At 69.2% G+C, this 15147-nt stretch carries 16 protein-coding genes; 12 read left to right on the plus strand and 4 right to left on the minus strand.

Annotation, left to right across the window (positions count from 1 at the left end; genetic code table 11):
* Positions 1-114 precede the first annotated feature (114 nt).
* Entirely contained in the window at positions 115-624 is a 510-nt protein-coding gene (locus tag ACTWQA_RS52475) for an NUDIX hydrolase (RefSeq protein ID WP_443166324.1), read from the minus strand.
* 321 nt (positions 625-945) lie between these two features.
* The gene (locus ACTWQA_RS52480) at positions 946-1536 is read right to left on the minus strand and encodes a TetR/AcrR family transcriptional regulator (RefSeq protein WP_443166325.1); all 591 of its coding nucleotides are present in this window, start codon (positions 1534-1536) and stop codon (positions 946-948) included.
* A 94-nt stretch (positions 1537-1630) separates the two neighbouring features.
* On the opposite strand from ACTWQA_RS52480, the gene ACTWQA_RS52485 reads away from it, so the two are divergent.
* Genes ACTWQA_RS52485 through ACTWQA_RS52495 form a run of 3 tightly spaced genes read left to right on the plus strand, consistent with a single transcriptional unit; the run spans position 1631 to position 2312 of the window.
* A complete protein-coding gene (locus tag ACTWQA_RS52485) occupies positions 1631-1864 on the plus strand; it encodes a hypothetical protein (protein WP_443166326.1) in 234 nt (77 codons plus the stop codon).
* On the plus strand, positions 1861-1989 hold the full coding sequence (locus ACTWQA_RS52490) for a hypothetical protein (RefSeq protein ID WP_443166327.1): 129 nt from the start codon (positions 1861-1863) through the stop codon (positions 1987-1989). The genes ACTWQA_RS52485 and ACTWQA_RS52490 overlap by 4 nt, the downstream gene beginning before the upstream one ends.
* Positions 1986-2312 carry an SDR family NAD(P)-dependent oxidoreductase gene (locus tag ACTWQA_RS52495; RefSeq protein WP_443166356.1) on the plus strand — a complete coding sequence of 109 codons (327 nt, stop codon included), beginning with the start codon at positions 1986-1988 and terminating at the stop codon, positions 2310-2312. The genes ACTWQA_RS52490 and ACTWQA_RS52495 overlap by 4 nt, the downstream gene beginning before the upstream one ends.
* Positions 2313-2618: 306 nt before the next feature.
* Here the strand turns inward: ACTWQA_RS52495 and ACTWQA_RS52500 are convergent, their stop codons facing one another.
* Complete coding sequence (locus ACTWQA_RS52500; protein ID WP_443166328.1) at positions 2619-3440, minus strand: DeoR/GlpR family DNA-binding transcription regulator; 822 nt, start codon at positions 3438-3440, stop codon at positions 2619-2621.
* Between the two features lie 38 nt (positions 3441-3478).
* Entirely contained in the window at positions 3479-5812 is a 2334-nt protein-coding gene (pdxA, locus tag ACTWQA_RS52505; RefSeq protein ID WP_443166329.1) for a 4-hydroxythreonine-4-phosphate dehydrogenase PdxA, read from the minus strand.
* Between the two features lie 358 nt (positions 5813-6170).
* Between pdxA and ACTWQA_RS52510 the strand changes: the two genes are divergently transcribed.
* The 9 genes from ACTWQA_RS52510 to ACTWQA_RS52550 are packed head-to-tail and all read left to right on the plus strand — an operon-like array spanning position 6171 to position 15091.
* Positions 6171-7697, plus strand: a complete 1527-nt coding sequence (locus tag ACTWQA_RS52510) for an ABC transporter substrate-binding protein (RefSeq protein WP_443166330.1) — start codon at positions 6171-6173, stop codon at positions 7695-7697.
* Between the two features lie 3 nt (positions 7698-7700).
* Positions 7701-8636: an ABC transporter permease gene (locus ACTWQA_RS52515; RefSeq protein WP_443166331.1), complete on the plus strand. Its 936-nt coding sequence runs from the start codon at positions 7701-7703 to the stop codon at positions 8634-8636.
* Positions 8633-9580, plus strand: coding sequence for an ABC transporter permease (locus tag ACTWQA_RS52520; RefSeq protein WP_443166332.1), 948 nt, complete (start codon positions 8633-8635; stop codon positions 9578-9580). Before ACTWQA_RS52515 ends, ACTWQA_RS52520 begins: the two co-directional genes overlap by 4 nt.
* Positions 9581-9587: 7 nt before the next feature.
* Entirely contained in the window at positions 9588-10463 is an 876-nt protein-coding gene (locus ACTWQA_RS52525; RefSeq protein WP_443166333.1) for an ABC transporter ATP-binding protein, read from the plus strand.
* Positions 10460-11320, plus strand: coding sequence for an ATP-binding cassette domain-containing protein (locus ACTWQA_RS52530; RefSeq protein ID WP_443166334.1), 861 nt, complete (start codon positions 10460-10462; stop codon positions 11318-11320). The genes ACTWQA_RS52525 and ACTWQA_RS52530 overlap by 4 nt, the downstream gene beginning before the upstream one ends.
* On the plus strand, positions 11317-12321 hold the full coding sequence (locus ACTWQA_RS52535; RefSeq protein WP_443166335.1) for an aldo/keto reductase: 1005 nt from the start codon (positions 11317-11319) through the stop codon (positions 12319-12321). Before ACTWQA_RS52530 ends, ACTWQA_RS52535 begins: the two co-directional genes overlap by 4 nt.
* Before the next feature lie 28 nt (positions 12322-12349).
* Positions 12350-13132 carry an HpcH/HpaI aldolase family protein gene (locus ACTWQA_RS52540; protein WP_443166336.1) on the plus strand — a complete coding sequence of 261 codons (783 nt, stop codon included), beginning with the start codon at positions 12350-12352 and terminating at the stop codon, positions 13130-13132.
* Positions 13129-14355, plus strand: coding sequence for a sialidase family protein (locus ACTWQA_RS52545; RefSeq protein ID WP_443166337.1), 1227 nt, complete (start codon positions 13129-13131; stop codon positions 14353-14355). The genes ACTWQA_RS52540 and ACTWQA_RS52545 overlap by 4 nt, the downstream gene beginning before the upstream one ends.
* Before the next feature lie 7 nt (positions 14356-14362).
* Positions 14363-15091, plus strand: a complete 729-nt coding sequence (locus tag ACTWQA_RS52550; protein WP_443166338.1) for an SDR family NAD(P)-dependent oxidoreductase — start codon at positions 14363-14365, stop codon at positions 15089-15091.
* The last annotated feature ends 56 nt before the right edge of the window (positions 15092-15147 follow it).

The following is a 15147-nucleotide window of genomic DNA, read 5'->3' on the forward strand; positions in this document are numbered from 1 at the left end:
ACTACGGTGAGCATCGCGTGTGCCTTCCCGACCGACGTTGGCGCGTCGGCCATGCGTGAGAGACCTCAAACGATCACCGGGAAGGTACACCCCTTCCCGGCTGATCCACAGGTCTCAAGCATTGCTCACGCGGCTGACCGGCGCTCCAGTGCTAGCCAGGGCCGCCAGATCCTCACCAAGCGCGGGATACAACTTCAACCTTCCGGCGGATCGGTAGTCAACCCACACGAATTCACCCTCCTCAACAGCGCCGTCCGGCAGCTCGTCGTGCTCGATTGTCGCCAGGGTCGATCGCACCTCTGCGTCCACGTGGACACGGAAGACGAAGTGCAACTTTCGCGGCGGCGCGGTCGGGCCAGGACGGCTGACCATCTGGTCCTGCACCCAGCACAACTGAGGGCATGTTGCACGATCAAGGTCAAGCTTCAGCTCCTCGGCGAGCTCTCTACGGAGGGCGTCGATTAGATCCTCCCTGTGACCGACGTTGCCGCCTGGCACGGAGTAATGATCAACACTTGGACGCTTTCGCCGGATCAGGACTACCTCGTCCTCACAGAAGACCAAGCATCCCACTCGGATCTTCGTTCGAGAGAACGGCACCTCTCCGCTGCTGTCCTGGCCCATGATCACACGCCCCCTCGCACGCCATCATGGCGCTCCAGCGCTGTGCTCCCGCCATGGCTGTTCATGCGGTAACGTTCCGCCGATCTCCTTGCACAACACCTGTCGCGCTCAATAGGATCATGCCAACTGCCCTTGAGCTGAGGCGATGCGGGAAGTCCGTTCCTGCAACGTCGAGTGACCCGCAGAGAAGCGGCTGTCTTCCTCTCTTTGGTTTTCCGTGGTTCTCGGGTTCTCTGCGGGGTTTTCCGCGGTCGCCGAAGACAGCGGCGGGCCTGGTGTCGTTCTGGCTCGTCGCGCTGTGGAGGCCGGCGGGGCCGGGCTTCAGGCCGGGCGGCGGATGGCTCCCACGGCCGCGTCGTAGAGGTCGAACAGGTCGACCTGTCCGCCCAGGCGCGCCCACTCCTCGTTCGCTGCCTGGAGGCAGGTGATCGCCGCGGCCGCGATCGCGCGCGCCTGCAGGGCGCGGCGGTCGGAGTCGGGCAACCGCGGCTCGATCAGCGGTGCGAGCAGCTTCTGCCAGCGACCCTGCTTCTCGGCGTGGCCGGCGCGCAGGGCATCGTTTCGGAACAGCAGCGTGATCATCTCGAGTCGGCGCTCGGCCGTCATCTCGATCTCTTCCAGCACCTGGAACGCCGCGCGCAGCGACGCCCAGACGTCCTCGTCGGCCGGGCGTTCGGCGAGCCGCGCGGCGATCAGTTCGCCCTGTTCGGAGAGGCCGCCGAGTGCGAGGTCCTCCTTGTTGCGGAAGTAGTTGAACAAGGTCCGCCGGGAGACACCTGCGGCGGCGGCGACCTCGTTGAGCGTCGTGTCGTCGTACCCCTTGGCAGCGAACAGCTCGATAGCGGTCCGGGCGAGCAGGGAGCGGACCACGCTGCGGGTCTGCTCACGCAGAGATGTCGGTTTCGGGGTCATGCACTGATGGTATGATACTTCATCCAATGAAGCAATTTGCACTCAGTGCACAAGAGAGTTCGCCCGCCAGCTGGCCGGCCGCGGCTCGGATCTCGTGCTCGTCGCCCGCCGCGCGGACCGACTGGAGAGCCTGGCCGGCGAACTCACCCGCGCCCACGGCGTCACGGTGACCGTCGTCGCCCGCGACCTCGGCCTGGCCGACGCCGGCCGCACGCTGCGCGCCGACCTCGAATCCCGCGGCATCCACGCCACCGGGCTCATCAACAACGCCGGCTTCGCCACCACAACGCCCTCACCGACGAGGATCCGGACCGACTGCAGAGCATGATCGCGCTGAACGTCGGCGCCCTCGTCGACCTCAGCCGCGCCTATATCGACCCGCTGACCTCCGCCGGCACCGGCGTCCTGATCAACGTCGCGAGCCTGCTGGGCTTCCAGCCGACCCTTACCTGAGTGTCTACGGCGCCACCAAGGCCTTCGTCCTCAGCTTCACGGAATCGCTGTGGGAGGAGACCCGCGGCACCGGTCTGCGCGTCCTCGCCGTATGTCCCGGCGCCACGCAGACCGAGTTCTACGACGCCGCCGGCAGCCAGTCGGCCGACTACGGCACGAAGCGAGCCACCTCTGCCCACGTCGTCAGGACGGCCCTTGACACGCTCGACCGCCGCTCCGCACCCCGGTCGATGATCACCAACGGCCGCCGAGTGGCCCTCGTCAGCAAGTTTCTGCCGCGCCGCCTAACCGTCCGGCTCATGGGCCGGATGGCCCGCCGTTAGCCGGCACTGCTCCTTTGTCGCCCTCACCAGCAGCAAAGGAACAACATCATGGTCATCACAGAAGTCACTCACAGCCCACGGACACGGAGCGCTTCGGTCGTATCCTCGCTGTTCAGCGCGCCGCCCATCTCTCGACGGAGCGCCCTCATCGGCGGCGCGGCGCAGCGACCTGAGTAGGCTCAAGGCGGGACGAGGACCACCAGCGGGCCCGGCGGGATGAAGGAGGATGCGCCCCCGCCCGGCTGCCGCGCGCAGCCGGCTGTGGGGCCGCACCGGGCAAACCGGCCCGGTCGGGCGTGCGGGCCGCTACGGGGCGATCGGCTGACCCGCGGTCGGCTTCGGCTTGCTGATCTGCCCTTCGGCGTCGACCACGACCACCTCGACTCCCTCAGCCGAGAACGGGGCCAGCGCGTCTTCCGGGGCCCCGGCGTCGGTCACCAGCGTCCAGGGCCGGGGCAGCTGAACCCAGGCGTGGAACGGACGTCGCCCGAGCTTGGCCGCATGCGCCAGCACGTAGGTCTTGTGGGAACTGCGGGCCATGAGCTCCTTGAGCCGGGTCTGCTGGAGGTCGGCCTCGCAGATCCCGCGGTCGGCGGTGACTCCGTCAGCCCCGAGGAAGACGCGGTCGAACGACATCCGCTCCAGACAAGCCTCGGTGGTGGGGCCGACGAACCCCTGGCTGAGGTGGCGCAGCCTGCCGCCGAGGCACTCCACATGGAGGCCTTCGACGTCGTCGAGCTCCTTGAGCACCGTCAGGCTCGTGGTCGCGATCAGGAGCTGGGTGCTGGAGCGCAGCTCGTGAGCCAGCGCCGCGACGGTCGAGCCGGCGTCGAGCAGCACGGACTCCCCGGCTCCGATCTGCTGGGCCGCCCATATGGCGATTCCGCGTTTGGCCTCGAAGGCGTCACCGACGCGCTGGCGCAACGAGTCCTCGGGGTGGGCGACGACGGCCATCGCGCCGCCGTATGTGCGGGCCAGCAGTCCTTGCGCGGTCAGCCGGGCGAGGTCACGGCGGATGGTGGAGGGTGTCACAGCGAACGTCGAGGACAGCTCTTCGACACTGGCCAGACCGCTGGTCGTGGCCAGGCGCACGATCTCGGCGCGCCGACGGTCAGAGTTCCTGGGCAACGCTCTTCCTTCTCGGCTTGTCGTTCAACGTTCCGGGATCAGATCGCCGGGCTGGGAGACATCTGGGCGGCTTGCCGCAGCGCCTCGATCATGCTACCTACTTCGGCGGTGCCTTTCCCTGCGATGTCGAAGGCGGTTCCGTGGTCCACGGACGTCCGGATGACGGGCAGGCCCACGGTGATGTTCACCCCGGCCTCGATGCCGAGGATCTTCACCGGACCGTGGCCCTGGTCGTGGTACATCGCCACGATGAGGTCGTAGTCTCCGCGCCCCGCGACGAAGAACGCCGTGTCGGCGGGCAGCGGCCCGTGCACGTCGATGCCGTCGGCCTTCAGGACTTCGACGGCGGGAACGATTTTCTCGGCCTCTTCGCCGTAGCCGAACAGGCCGTTCTCCCCGGCGTGCGGGTTGATGCCGCACACGCCGATGCGCGGGTTCTCGATCCCGGCGCGCCGCAGCGCCTCGTGGCCTCGGCGTATGGTTCGTTCCACCAGGCCGGGTTCGATCTTCGCGATGGCGTCGATCAGTCCAAGGTGCGTGGTGACGTGGATGACACGGATCTTCGGCGAGGACAACATCATGGACACCTCGTCGGTCCCGGTCAGGTGCGCGAGGAGTTCGGTGTGCCCGGGGAAGATGTAGCCGCCTGCATGCAGGGCTTCCTTGTTCAATGGCGCCGTGCAGATCGCCTGCACCTTCCCGGCCATTGCCAGCTCGCTGGCGACCCGCACATAGTGGTACGCGGCCGCACCCGCCACGGGGGAGATCTGCCCCCAGGGCAGATCTTCCGGCAGGAGCCCCAGGTCGATGACATTGACGCGTCCAGGCTGGAACACGGCGTCGGTCACCGTGTCGACCACCACGATCTCGGTGGCGGTCCCGAGGATGGAGGCCGCCTGGCGCAGCCGTACGGCGTCGCCGATGACGACGGGACGGCAGAGCTCGGCGAGGTGGGGTTCCTGGAGGGCGCCGACAATGACTTCCGGACCCACACCGGCCCCGTCACCCATGGTGACGGCGATGATCGGAGTGGCCGCTGCGCGCGGCTGTCGGCCGACGGCGGCGGTGCTGATGCTCACGACGGGACCTTTCGCTTGGTTCAGGGGGAGAAGAGTGGGGTCAAGAGGTCCGAGGGAGTGCGGAGCCAGGGCCCTGACGATCTCGACGAGCGAGTCGCCTTCCCCGAAACTGCCCGGGCGGGTGACCACTGAACGGCCTTCGGGCGTCCGGGAGTGGACGGCTCCCAGGTGTATCTGCTCAACAGGTGTCAGTTCCCGCACCTGGAGGGCGTCGAGGACGCGCCGGGCGGTCTCTCCGCCGGTCAGCACGAGGTCCACCGGCCGCGCGGACGCGCGCACCGCGTCCGCGACGGCCTCGGCCAGCCGGCGCGCGATGTCACGGGAGGCCGCAGGGAGGACGGAGCCGGCGGAGTCGAGGAAGGCCACGACCGCCCGGTCGCCGATCGGGATGTGGGGGAGGGGCTCCCGGCCGGCAGGTGTGCCGAGGAGCGCCGTCACGGGCAGGGCAACGGGAACGGCCCCGGCCTCGGCCAGCCGGCGCACCTGTTCGGCCGCGACCGGCTCCGCGCTGCCCACCACGACGAGCGGCGCCGCGTCCCTGCGCCGAGCGGTGTGCGTCGGGGCGGGCTCATGCTCCTCGACGGCCGTACCGAGACTCCGCAGATGGCGCCCGAGCGCGTCGGCGAGCCCGCCGGATCCCACCAGGCGCACCGACGGCACGGCCAGCGCGGCACGCAGCACGGCGTCCAGATCCTGATCGGTCTCCGCGTCGCACAGCGCGATGCGCGCCTCCTCGGCGCACGAGACAATCGCGTCGGAAAGACGATCCGATCGCACGGTCGCGAGGTCCAGCACGCGGGCCCGGAGCGGCGCCAGCGCCGCCTCGACCGACGTCGGAGCCGCGACGCCGTCCACCGTCCAGGCGTTCGCCCGGTGGAGGGCCACACCGGCCAGGTGCAGCACGCCGCCGCGCACCACCCGATCCAGGCCAGGCAGGGCAGGGGCGACGATGATGCCGGCCCCAGGCGTCGTCAGCGCGGCCACCTCCGCCGCGACGTTGCCACGCAGCAGCGAGTCGATCTTCTTGAAGACCAGCCGCGGACGCCCGGCGGAGGCCAGGGCGACCGCGGAACGCACCGCCGCGGCCGCCTCGGCGGGACGCAGGTGCCGGGAGTCGGTATCGACGACGAGGATGTCGACGGAATCGCGCTCGCCCCGCACGGCGTGGTCAGTGAGAACAATCCTTGTGCGTGTTGTGCGCATCATGATGCGTGCTGCCGCCTCGGCCGCACCCGACAGGTCGTCGGCCACGACGAGGACACCGTCCGCGGCCGTGCTGGGCTTGGGCTTCAAGGAACCCCCGATACAGTCAGGTTTTGCACGTCAGGCAGGCTTCCGCAGTCCTCGCGAACCTCTTGCGCGATCCGCTCCGGAGCGAGGCGTGCACGTCCGCGCAGCCTTCGTCTTGACCGGATGATGTCACAGCTTGCACAAAATGCGCTAGACCTCTTGCGCGAAATGCGCAGGCGTGTAATGGTGCAGCAACGTCGTTGTGACGTGGGAAACATCCGGTCCTGGCAGGCGGCCGCTGCTGAGAGGCGCACCGCTGCGGACGGTTCAGAAAGCGAGAACCCCAGTGACTCATCTCGGAAGCGCCCCCCAGTTCTCCCGTCGCAGTCTTCTCCGTCTCGGTGCTCTCACAGGCGCGGCCATGACCCTGAGTCCCCTCGCCGCCTGCGCGGGACCGGGAACCGCCCCCGGCGCGGGATCCGGCGCCGGCTCCACCGCCGGCCCCGGGATCACGCTGGCGCTCAACCGCTCGCTCGTGTCGCTGGACAACAAGCTCAACCAGTTCGATGCCGCCGTCACCGTCCAGCGCGGCGTCCGTCAGGCGCTGACCTTCATCGATCCGAAGCTCACCGTGCAGCACGTCCTGGCCGAGAGGTTCGAGCTGACGGCTCCCACCGAGTGGACGGTCAAGCTGCGCGACGGCGTCCACTACTCCGATGGCAGCCCGGTCACGGTCGAAGACGTCTCAACCGCCCTGCAGATGTACCAGAAAGTTCTCGGATCGTTCCTGGCCGGCCTCTTTCCCGAATGGCCGACCGTCACCCCCGTCGACGCGAGCACCTTCAAGCTCGTGACCGAGAACCCGGTGCCGACCCTCGACTACCTGATGGCGAACATTCTGATCACCCCCGCTGCCGCCAACAAACCGGAGGAGCTCCAGGGCGGTATCGGATCGGGCCCCTACGTCGTCACCTCCGCGAACCGGGGCACCGGTGAGTACACGCTGCAGGTCAACGGCAAATACTGGGGTCCCGCGCCCGTGATCAAGACCGTACAGGTCAGGTTCCTCCCGGAGGAGGCCAACCGCGTCGTCGCCCTGCGCAGCGGCGAGGTCGATCTGATCGACTCGATCTCCCCCGATGCGATCAGCCAGCTCTCCGGCCTGAGCGACGTGGAGATACAGCAGGTGCCGAGCACGCGGATCAGCCAGCTCTTCTACAACTTCCGCAAGCCCTCCGGGCACCCGCTCGCCGACGTGCGCGTGCGCGAGGCGCTCAGCTACGCCATCAACGGTCCCGCCCTGATCAAGGACGTCTTCGCCGATTCGGTGACCCAGGCCCGAGGCGTGGTGGCGGACACCCTGACCGGGGCGGTTCAAACGGGCGAGTACGTCTACGACCCGCAGAAGGCCCGGCAGATGCTCGACGCCGCCGGAGTGAAAGATCTCAAAATCAAGATGATCTGGGAGACCGGAGAGTTCGCCAACGACACCAGTGTCATGGAGGCAGTGGTGGAGATGCTCAAGGCGGTCGGTGTCCAGGCCGAACTCCAGCAGTTCCAGCCGGGCGGCGACATCTCCAAGTGGCGGCAGGGCCGGGCCGGCGACTGGGACGTCCTCGGCAACGGCTATCCCGGCCCGACCGGGCTGGCGCTGACTCCGCTGCAGGGCATGTTCGCCGGCACGGCGGAAAAGGAGGCCACCCGGGACACCTACCATGGCTACGTGATCCCCAAGATCACGACCTTGCTGCAGAAGGCCTCACAGGAAACCGACAACACGGCCAGGGAGCGCCTCCTCGCCACCGCCCAGAAGGAGATCTGGAACACCTGGCCCTGCATGTGGGCCTTCGTCCCCAAGACCGTCATCGCCCGGCGCAAGCGCATGCAGAACGTCCTGCTCAGTCCCACCAACTCCTACGACCTCGCATCCGTCCGACTGAGTGGATGAGTCGTGATCCGCTACGTCGCCCAGCGTGTCGGGCAGAGCATCCTGGCGATCTTCCTGACCGTCTCCGCGGTGTTCGTCCTCGTGCGGCTGGCACCGGGGGATCCGGCGGCCGCCTACGCCAGTCCCCTGGCCACCACTGCCGAGCTCGAACGCATCCGGGTCCAGTTCGGCCTGGACAAACCGCTCATACAGCAGTACGGAATTTTCGTGCGTGACCTGTTCGGCGGCGACCTGGGCACGTCCTTCTCCTTCCAGGCCCCCGCCCTGGACGTCGTCCTCAGCCGGATGCCGTACACCGTCATGCTCGCCGTGTCCGCCATCCTGTTCGCCGCGGTCGTGGCCATCCCGGTCGGCGTCTGGATGGCGCGGCACGCCGACACCGGCCGCGAGCTGGGGGCCAACGTGGCCATGATCGCCGGCCAGTCCATGCCGGAGTTCTGGAGCGGCATCATGCTGCTGACCATCTTCGCCGTGCTCGTCCCCGTCCTCCCGGCATCCGGCTTCACCAGTTGGGCCGGCCTGGCGCTGCCGACCGTGACCGTCGGCATCCTGCAGATCGCGCTGATCTCCCGGATGGTACGCCGGGAGATGGGGGCCGGCTTCGCGGCTCCGTACCTGACGATCGCCCGCTCCCGTGGCGTCTCCGAACGCGGCCTGACCTGGCGCTACGCCATGGGCAACTCGGCCATCCCGGTGGTGACCGCGCTCGGCACCCGCTTCGCCGCCATGCTCAACGGCGTGGTGGTGGTCGAAGTCGTCTTCGCCTGGCCGGGTGTCGGATCGCTCGTCGTGCGCGCGCTGGAAACCAGGGACTACCCGCTGATCCAGGCCACCGTCCTGGTCACGGCCATCCTTACCGTGGCCGTCCAGCTCCTCATCGATCTCACCTACCCGCTGCTAGACCCGCGGGTACGACTCGGGAAGGCGGTGGCCTCATGACCGCCCCGCGCATCGGCACCGCGGCCGGCCCCGCCGACGGCTTCGGCAGCCGGGGCACCGCGGAGCCCCCTGCGCGGCCCAGCGCGGTCTCCGCCAAGGATCTCGCCCGGTCCGCGGCGGTCCGCCGCCGCAAGAGCGCGCGGCTGAAGACTTGGGTCGGTTCGGTGTGCGTGGCCCTCGTCGTCGCGCCTGTCGCCCTGGCCAACATCCTTCCCATCCCCGGGCCGGACGAGCAGAGTCTCGGCCTGCGTCGCCTGCCACCGCTGGCCGACGGGCACCTGTTCGGAACCGACCAGCTCGGCAGAGATCTTCTCTCCCGGGTCCTGCACGGCGGCCAGGTCTCGCTCACCGTCGGCGTGCTGGCCATCGTCGTGTCCGGCATCATCGGTCTCATCGCCGGCGCCGCGGCCGGATTCTTCGGTGGCTGGGTCGATGCCATGGTCTCGCGCCTGCTGGAAGCGCAGCTGTCGCTGCCTCTGCTGTTGATGCTGCTGCTCATCGTCGCGCTCTTCGGCCCGTCCATTCCGGTCATCACCTTCGTGATCGCGATCGCGCAGTGGCCGGAAGTGGCCCGCCTGACCCGTTCTCTGGTGCTCGTCGAGCGGGAGAAACCGTACGTGGCCGCGGCCCGGGTGCTCGGCCTGCATCGCATCACCATCCTGCTCCGGCACGTGCTGCCCAACGTCGTCAGGCAGGCCACGCTGGTGATCCTGCTGTTGCTGGCCCAGGCCGTGCTGCTGGAGAGCGCGCTGAGCTACTTGGGCGCCGGCCCGCAGCGCCCGTTCGCCACCTGGGGCCGCATCATCTCCGACGGCCAGGACTACATCACGACGTCGTGGTGGCTGGTCACGCTGCCCGGACTGGTCATCGTGCTGCTTGTCGTCGGTGTCAACCTGCTCGGAGACGGGCTGCGGGACCGAGTCCGCAGGCGGAAGGAAAGGTGAGCCGGGCATGACAGCCGAGTTCGATGGGGCCGATCCTCCCCTGCTGGAGGTCGAGGACCTGCAGATCGAGCTGATGACCGAAGCCGGCATCGTCCGCGCCGTCGACGGTGTCAGCTTCCTCATCCGCCAGGGCGAAACCGTGACGATCATCGGCGAATCGGGATCGGGCAAGTCCACCACGGCCATGGGCATCCTGCGGCTGCTCCCCCCGGAGCTGGCGGTCCTCTCTGGCAAGGCCCGCTTTCAGGGAGTCGACGTCATCGCCGACCCCGGCGCGGTACGCAAGGTGCGCGGGCGTACCGTCTCGCTCATCCCGCAGGATCCCATGACGGCGCTCAGCCCCGTCCACACCATCGGGCAGCAACTCCGCGAAGCCGTGCGGCTGCGCCATCGCGGCCTGTCCCGGTCGGAAACCGTCTCGCGGTCCGTCGACCTGCTGGCCCGGATGCACATATCGGATCCGGAGTCCCAGCTACGCAGGTATCCGCATCAGCTGTCAGGAGGCATGCTGCAGCGTGTGCTCATCGCGGTCGCGCTCGCCGGATCGCCCGGGCTGCTCGTCGCCGACGAACCGACCTCCGCCCTGGACGTCACCGTCCAGGCAGGCATCCTCGACCTGCTGCTCGAAGTACAGGAGAACACCGGCATCGGCATCCTCATGATTACTCACGACATCGGCGTGGCCCGGCTCGTCTCGGACCGCATCCATGTCATGAAGGACGGGCGATTCGTCGAGTCGGGCGAGGCCGAGCAGATCATCGACGCACCCCGCGACCCGTACACCAGGAAGTTGCTGACAGCGGTCCCACGGCTGGGCCCCTGGGACGAAGACGGCGAGTCCCTGGAAGCGCCCCTCGACGACGCCGTGGGAGAACCCCGATGACCGACGCGTTCCTCGAGGTCGACGGCCTCGTCGTGGACTATCCCGTCGCCCAGGGCGTGTTCCGCGCGGTCGACAACGTCAGCTTCTCCGTGCGGCGGGGCGGCACCCTGGCCATCGTGGGGGAGTCAGGCTGCGGCAAGTCCACGATCGCCCGGTCGATCGTACGGCTGGTCAAGCCCACCGCAGGCCGCATCGTGGTGGGCGGCACCGACATCGCCCAGCTGAGGGAGAAACAGCTGCGCCCGATGCGCACCCGGGTACAGATGATCTTCCAGGACCCGTACGGATCGCTCGACCCGCACCTATCGGCGGAGGAGATCGTCGCGGAACCGCTGCGGGTGCGCGGAATGCGCGACAGACGCGCCCGGGCCAAGGAGGCGGCCAGGCTCATCGACCAGGTCGGCCTGCCCGCCACGGCCCTGGAGCGTCGCCCGCCGGAGTTCTCCGGCGGCCAGCGTCAGCGCATCGGCATCGCCAGAGCCCTCGCCTCCAAGCCCGACCTCCTGGTCTGCGACGAGGCGACGAGCGCACTGGACGTGTCCGTGCAGGCGCAGGTCCTGGCCCTGCTCGTGAAGATCCAGGCCGAGACCGGCCTCACCTATGTCGTGATCTCCCACAACCTCGGTGTGGTCAGGGAGATCAGCGAGGACATCGTCGTCATGAGCAAAGGGCGCCTGGTCGAGTCCGGCCCGACCCGGACGGTGCTGGCCGCCCCCGCCCACCCCTACACGCGCGCACTCCGCAGGGCCGCGCTGGATCCGGCCACGATGGACGGGCGCAAGCCGCGCCACCTGGTGCGGGCCCCGTCCACTACGCAGTCCCCCGGAGCACCCGTTCAGCGAGGAACCGACCGATGACAACTTACGTACCGGCGATCTCCCTACCGGCGGCGACACCGTCCGGGGCGCACATCGGGCTGTCCCGGCTGGTGCTGGGAACCATGACGTTCGGCGACACGGCCGACGCGAAAGAGTCCGCGCGCATGCTGGACGTGGCGCTCGACTCCGGCATCACCGGTGTGGACACCGCCAACGCCTACGCGGGCGGCGCGGCCGAGTCCATCCTGGCACCGCTGCTCGCCACCCGGCGCGACCGGGTCGTCCTCGCCACCAAGGCCGGCATGCCCTATCTGGACGCCGGTGATCATCCGCCGTTGTCCGCCAGAGGATTGCGAGCGAGCCTCGAAGGCAGCCTGCGCCGCCTGCAGGTCGACCACGTCGACCTGTTCTATCTGCACCAGCCCGACCGCCGCACGTCGCCGGCCGAGACGCTCGGCGCGATCGCCGAGTTCGTCGCCGAGGGCAAGATCAGCGCGCTCGGCGTCTCCAACTACGCTGCCTGGCAGATCTCGGAGATCAACCACGCTGCCGACGCCGTCGGCGCGCCACGGCCTGTCGTCGCCCAACAGCTGTACAACCTCCTGTCCCGCAGGGTAGAGGAGGAATACCTGGAGTTCGCGCGGAGCACCGGCCTGACGACCATGGTCTACAACCCGCTCGGCGGGGGCTTGCTCACCGGGCGTCACACCTTCGAGCAGGACCCCGCCGCCGGCCGCTTCGGCGACTCCAAACTCGCTCCCCTGTACCGGCAGCGGTACTGGAGTCCGGCGCTGTTCGAGGCCGTCACCGCCCTCGGCGAGATCGCCGCGCAGTCGGGCATCTCCCTCATCGAGCTGTCTCTGCGGTGGCTGCTCCATCGCGACGGCGTGGGGGCCGTCCTGCTCGGCGGTTCCAAGGCCGAACACCTGCGCGCGAACATCGCGACCGCCGCGGCCGGGCCGCTTCCCGAGGATGTCGTCGCAGCCTGTGACCGCGTGGGGGCGGCGCTGCGCGGCCCCATGCCCGCCTACAACCGATGAGAGCCGACCGCCGAGGAGAAGACCAGCAGTGAGCATCACCGACTTCACCGCCAGGATCCGTGCCCGGGAGCCCGCACTGGGCTACTGGTCCGTCCTGGATTCGCCGGTGTCCACCGAACGCATCGCACGCCTCGGCTACGACTACGTGTGCCTGGACGCCCAGCACGGGCTGCTGGGCTACTCGGGGCTGCTGAGCGGCCTGATGTCGATCGACGCGGGCGGCGTGTCCGCGGGCCTGGTCAGGGTCGAGGCGAACGACCCCGCCCGCATCGGCCGTGCCCTGGATGCGGGCGCCGCGGGTGTCATCGTGCCTCTCATCGACACCGCCGATGACGCCGCGGCGGCCGTCTCCGCGACCCGCTATCCGCCGAAGGGGCGCCGCTCGTACGGTCCGATGCGCTCGGCGCTCCGCATCGGGCCGCGCCCCGCGGACAGCGACGCCACAGTGCTGGTCCTCGTCATGATCGAGACGGCACAGGGGCTGGCGAACATCGAGGCGATCTGCGCGACCCCCGGCCTGGACGGCGTCTACGTCGGCCCGTCCGATCTGTGCCTGGCTCTGGGCGGCGCCTTCCCCGGCGACCCCGCGATCGCTTCCCCGTTCGAGGACGCGCTGGTCACGGTGCGCGAAGCCGCCAGGTCCGCCGGCGTCGCCGCCGGCATACACACCCCTGACGGCGGGACCGCCGCCAAGCGCCTGGCCGAGGGATACACCTTCGCCACCATCGCCTCAGACCTCGTCCACCTCGAACAGGCCGCGAAGTCCCACCTGACCGACGCCCGAGCCCAGTCTCGCCGAGGAGAACAGTGAGCCAGCCCGTCGTTCCCGACCACCTGCCCATGGACGGCATGATCCGCGTTCGCGACGACGATCCGGACCGCCATGAGGCGTATCTGATCGCGCCTGCCGTGCAGAATCACGCGGCCAACATCGTGTCGCTACGCGACGGCGCTCTCGGCTGCGTGTGGTTCGGCGGCACGCAGGAAGGCGTCTCGGACATCTCCATCTGGTTCTCCCGGCTGCAGAAGGGGGCGGACACCTGGTCCACGCCGACGCGGCTGTCCGACGACCCGACGCGTTCCGAGCAGAACCCGGTCCTGTTCCCCACTCCCGCCGGAGAGCTGTGGCTGCTGTACACCGCCCAGCACGCAGGCAACCAGGACACCGCCGAAGTCCGTTGCCGCATCTCGCACGATGACGGTCACACGTGGGGACCCGTGCACACCCTCCTCCCCGCCACGAGCCGCGGCGGCGTCTTCGTCCGGCAGCCCGTGCTCGTGCTGCCGTCCGGCCGATGGCTGCTGCCCGTCTTCAACTGCGTCACCACATCGGGGAAGCGCTGGGTCGGCGACCGCGACACCAGCTCTCTCATGGTCTCCGACGACGAGGGACGAACCTGGCGCGAACAGCCTGTCCCGGACAGCGTCGGTTGCGTCCACATGAACGTCCACCTGCTGGCCGACGGCACGCTGCTCGCCCTGTTCCGCAGCCGCTGGGCGGATTCGATCTACGCGAGCCGGTCGGAAGACGAGGGCATGACCTGGAGCGTTCCCGCTGCCACCGAGCTGCCTAACAACAATTCCTCCATCCAGTACGTCACACTGCGTGACGGCCGGCTGGCGCTGGTGTTCAACGCCAGCAGCGCGGCCGACGCCACCGAGCGCCGGGTGTCCCTGTACGACGAGATCGACGATGACGGCCTGGCCGCGACCCCGGCGAGTCGGTCCGGTGACGAGCCGGCACCCGCCGGGAGCGATGAGCGGACCGCGTTCTGGGGCGCCCCGCGTGCGCCCATGACCCTCGCGCTGTCCGGCGACGGAGGGCGCACGTGGCCGATCCGCCGCGATCTGGAGGTAGGCGATGGCTACTGCCTGACCAACAACTCCCGCGATGGCCTCAACCGAGAGTTCTCCTACCCGTCCATCCAGGAAACCGCCGACGGTGACCTGCACATCGTCTTCACCTACCACCGCCGCGTCATCAAGTACGTCCGAGTGCGACCCGAGTGGGCCGCCCGCGCCGACGGCATCTGACGTGCCGATGGACGCCGCGCCAGACCGCCACACCGGACAGACCTCGGACGAGCCGCAGCACGCGGTGGTGACCGGGGCCAGCTCCGGCATCGGCCGGGCCGTCGCCACACGCCTGCTCCGCGAGGGCTGGAGAATCACCGGGATGAGCCGTACCCGCCCTCCGGAGCACCGCCAGGACACCCCGGCCTACTCGTGGCTCCAGGCAGACCTGACCGACCTCGACCAGCTGGCCGACGCATCGGCCGCGGTGGGCACCGTCGACGCCATCGTTCACTCGGCGGGCGTGCAACGCTCCGCGCCGCTCGGACGCCTCTCGGCCCAGGACGGCGCCCTCATGTGGCGGGTCCACGTCGAGGCCGCGACCGTTCTGGTGAACGTCCTCGCCGGCGCGATCAGCCCGGGTGGCCGCGTTGTGCTGATCGGAAGCCGCACGATGGCGGGCGCGGCGGGCAAGAGCCAGTACGCGGCGACCAAGGCCGCGCTCGTGGGCTTGTCCCGTTCCTGGGCCATGGAACTGGCCCCGCGTGGCATCACCGTCAATGTGGTCGCCCCCGGCCCGACCGACACCCCCATGCTGCGGGATCCCGGACGTGCCGCCACTCCGCCACGGGTTCCGCCGCTGGGCCGGTTCATCAGACCCGAGGAGGTCGCGGGACTGACGGCCTTCCTCCTCGGACCGGAAGGAGGCGCGGTTACCGGCCAGCACCTGGTGATGTGCGCGGGCGCATCACTGTGAACTGGCGGCTCCCGCTCCGTGGCAGTGCGCGAAGGGAACGTCGGGTATCCAGTGGG

The sequence above is a fragment of the Nonomuraea sp. 10N515B genome (genome assembly GCF_052245915.1).
Classification (GTDB): Bacteria; Actinomycetota; Actinomycetes; order Streptosporangiales; family Streptosporangiaceae; genus Nonomuraea.

Bases quoted from the DNA above. Each gene is read 5' to 3' on its own strand.
- ACTWQA_RS52550 (WP_443166338.1), top strand. From the start codon at position 14,363: ATGGACGCCGCGCCAGACCGCCACACCGGACAGACCTCGGACGAGCCG.
- ACTWQA_RS52490 (WP_443166327.1), top strand. From the start codon at position 1,861: ATGATCGCGCTGAACGTCGGCGCCCTCGTCGACCTCAGCCGCGCCTAT.
- ACTWQA_RS52475 (WP_443166324.1), bottom strand. From the start codon at position 624: ATGGGCCAGGACAGCAGCGGAGAGGTGCCGTTCTCTCGAACGAAGATC.
- ACTWQA_RS52525 (WP_443166333.1), top strand. From the start codon at position 9,588: ATGACAGCCGAGTTCGATGGGGCCGATCCTCCCCTGCTGGAGGTCGAG.
- ACTWQA_RS52480 (WP_443166325.1), bottom strand. From the start codon at position 1,536: ATGACCCCGAAACCGACATCTCTGCGTGAGCAGACCCGCAGCGTGGTC.
- ACTWQA_RS52520 (WP_443166332.1), top strand. From the start codon at position 8,633: ATGACCGCCCCGCGCATCGGCACCGCGGCCGGCCCCGCCGACGGCTTC.
- ACTWQA_RS52535 (WP_443166335.1), top strand. From the start codon at position 11,317: ATGACAACTTACGTACCGGCGATCTCCCTACCGGCGGCGACACCGTCC.
- ACTWQA_RS52510 (WP_443166330.1), top strand. From the start codon at position 6,171: ATGACCCTGAGTCCCCTCGCCGCCTGCGCGGGACCGGGAACCGCCCCC.
- ACTWQA_RS52530 (WP_443166334.1), top strand. From the start codon at position 10,460: ATGACCGACGCGTTCCTCGAGGTCGACGGCCTCGTCGTGGACTATCCC.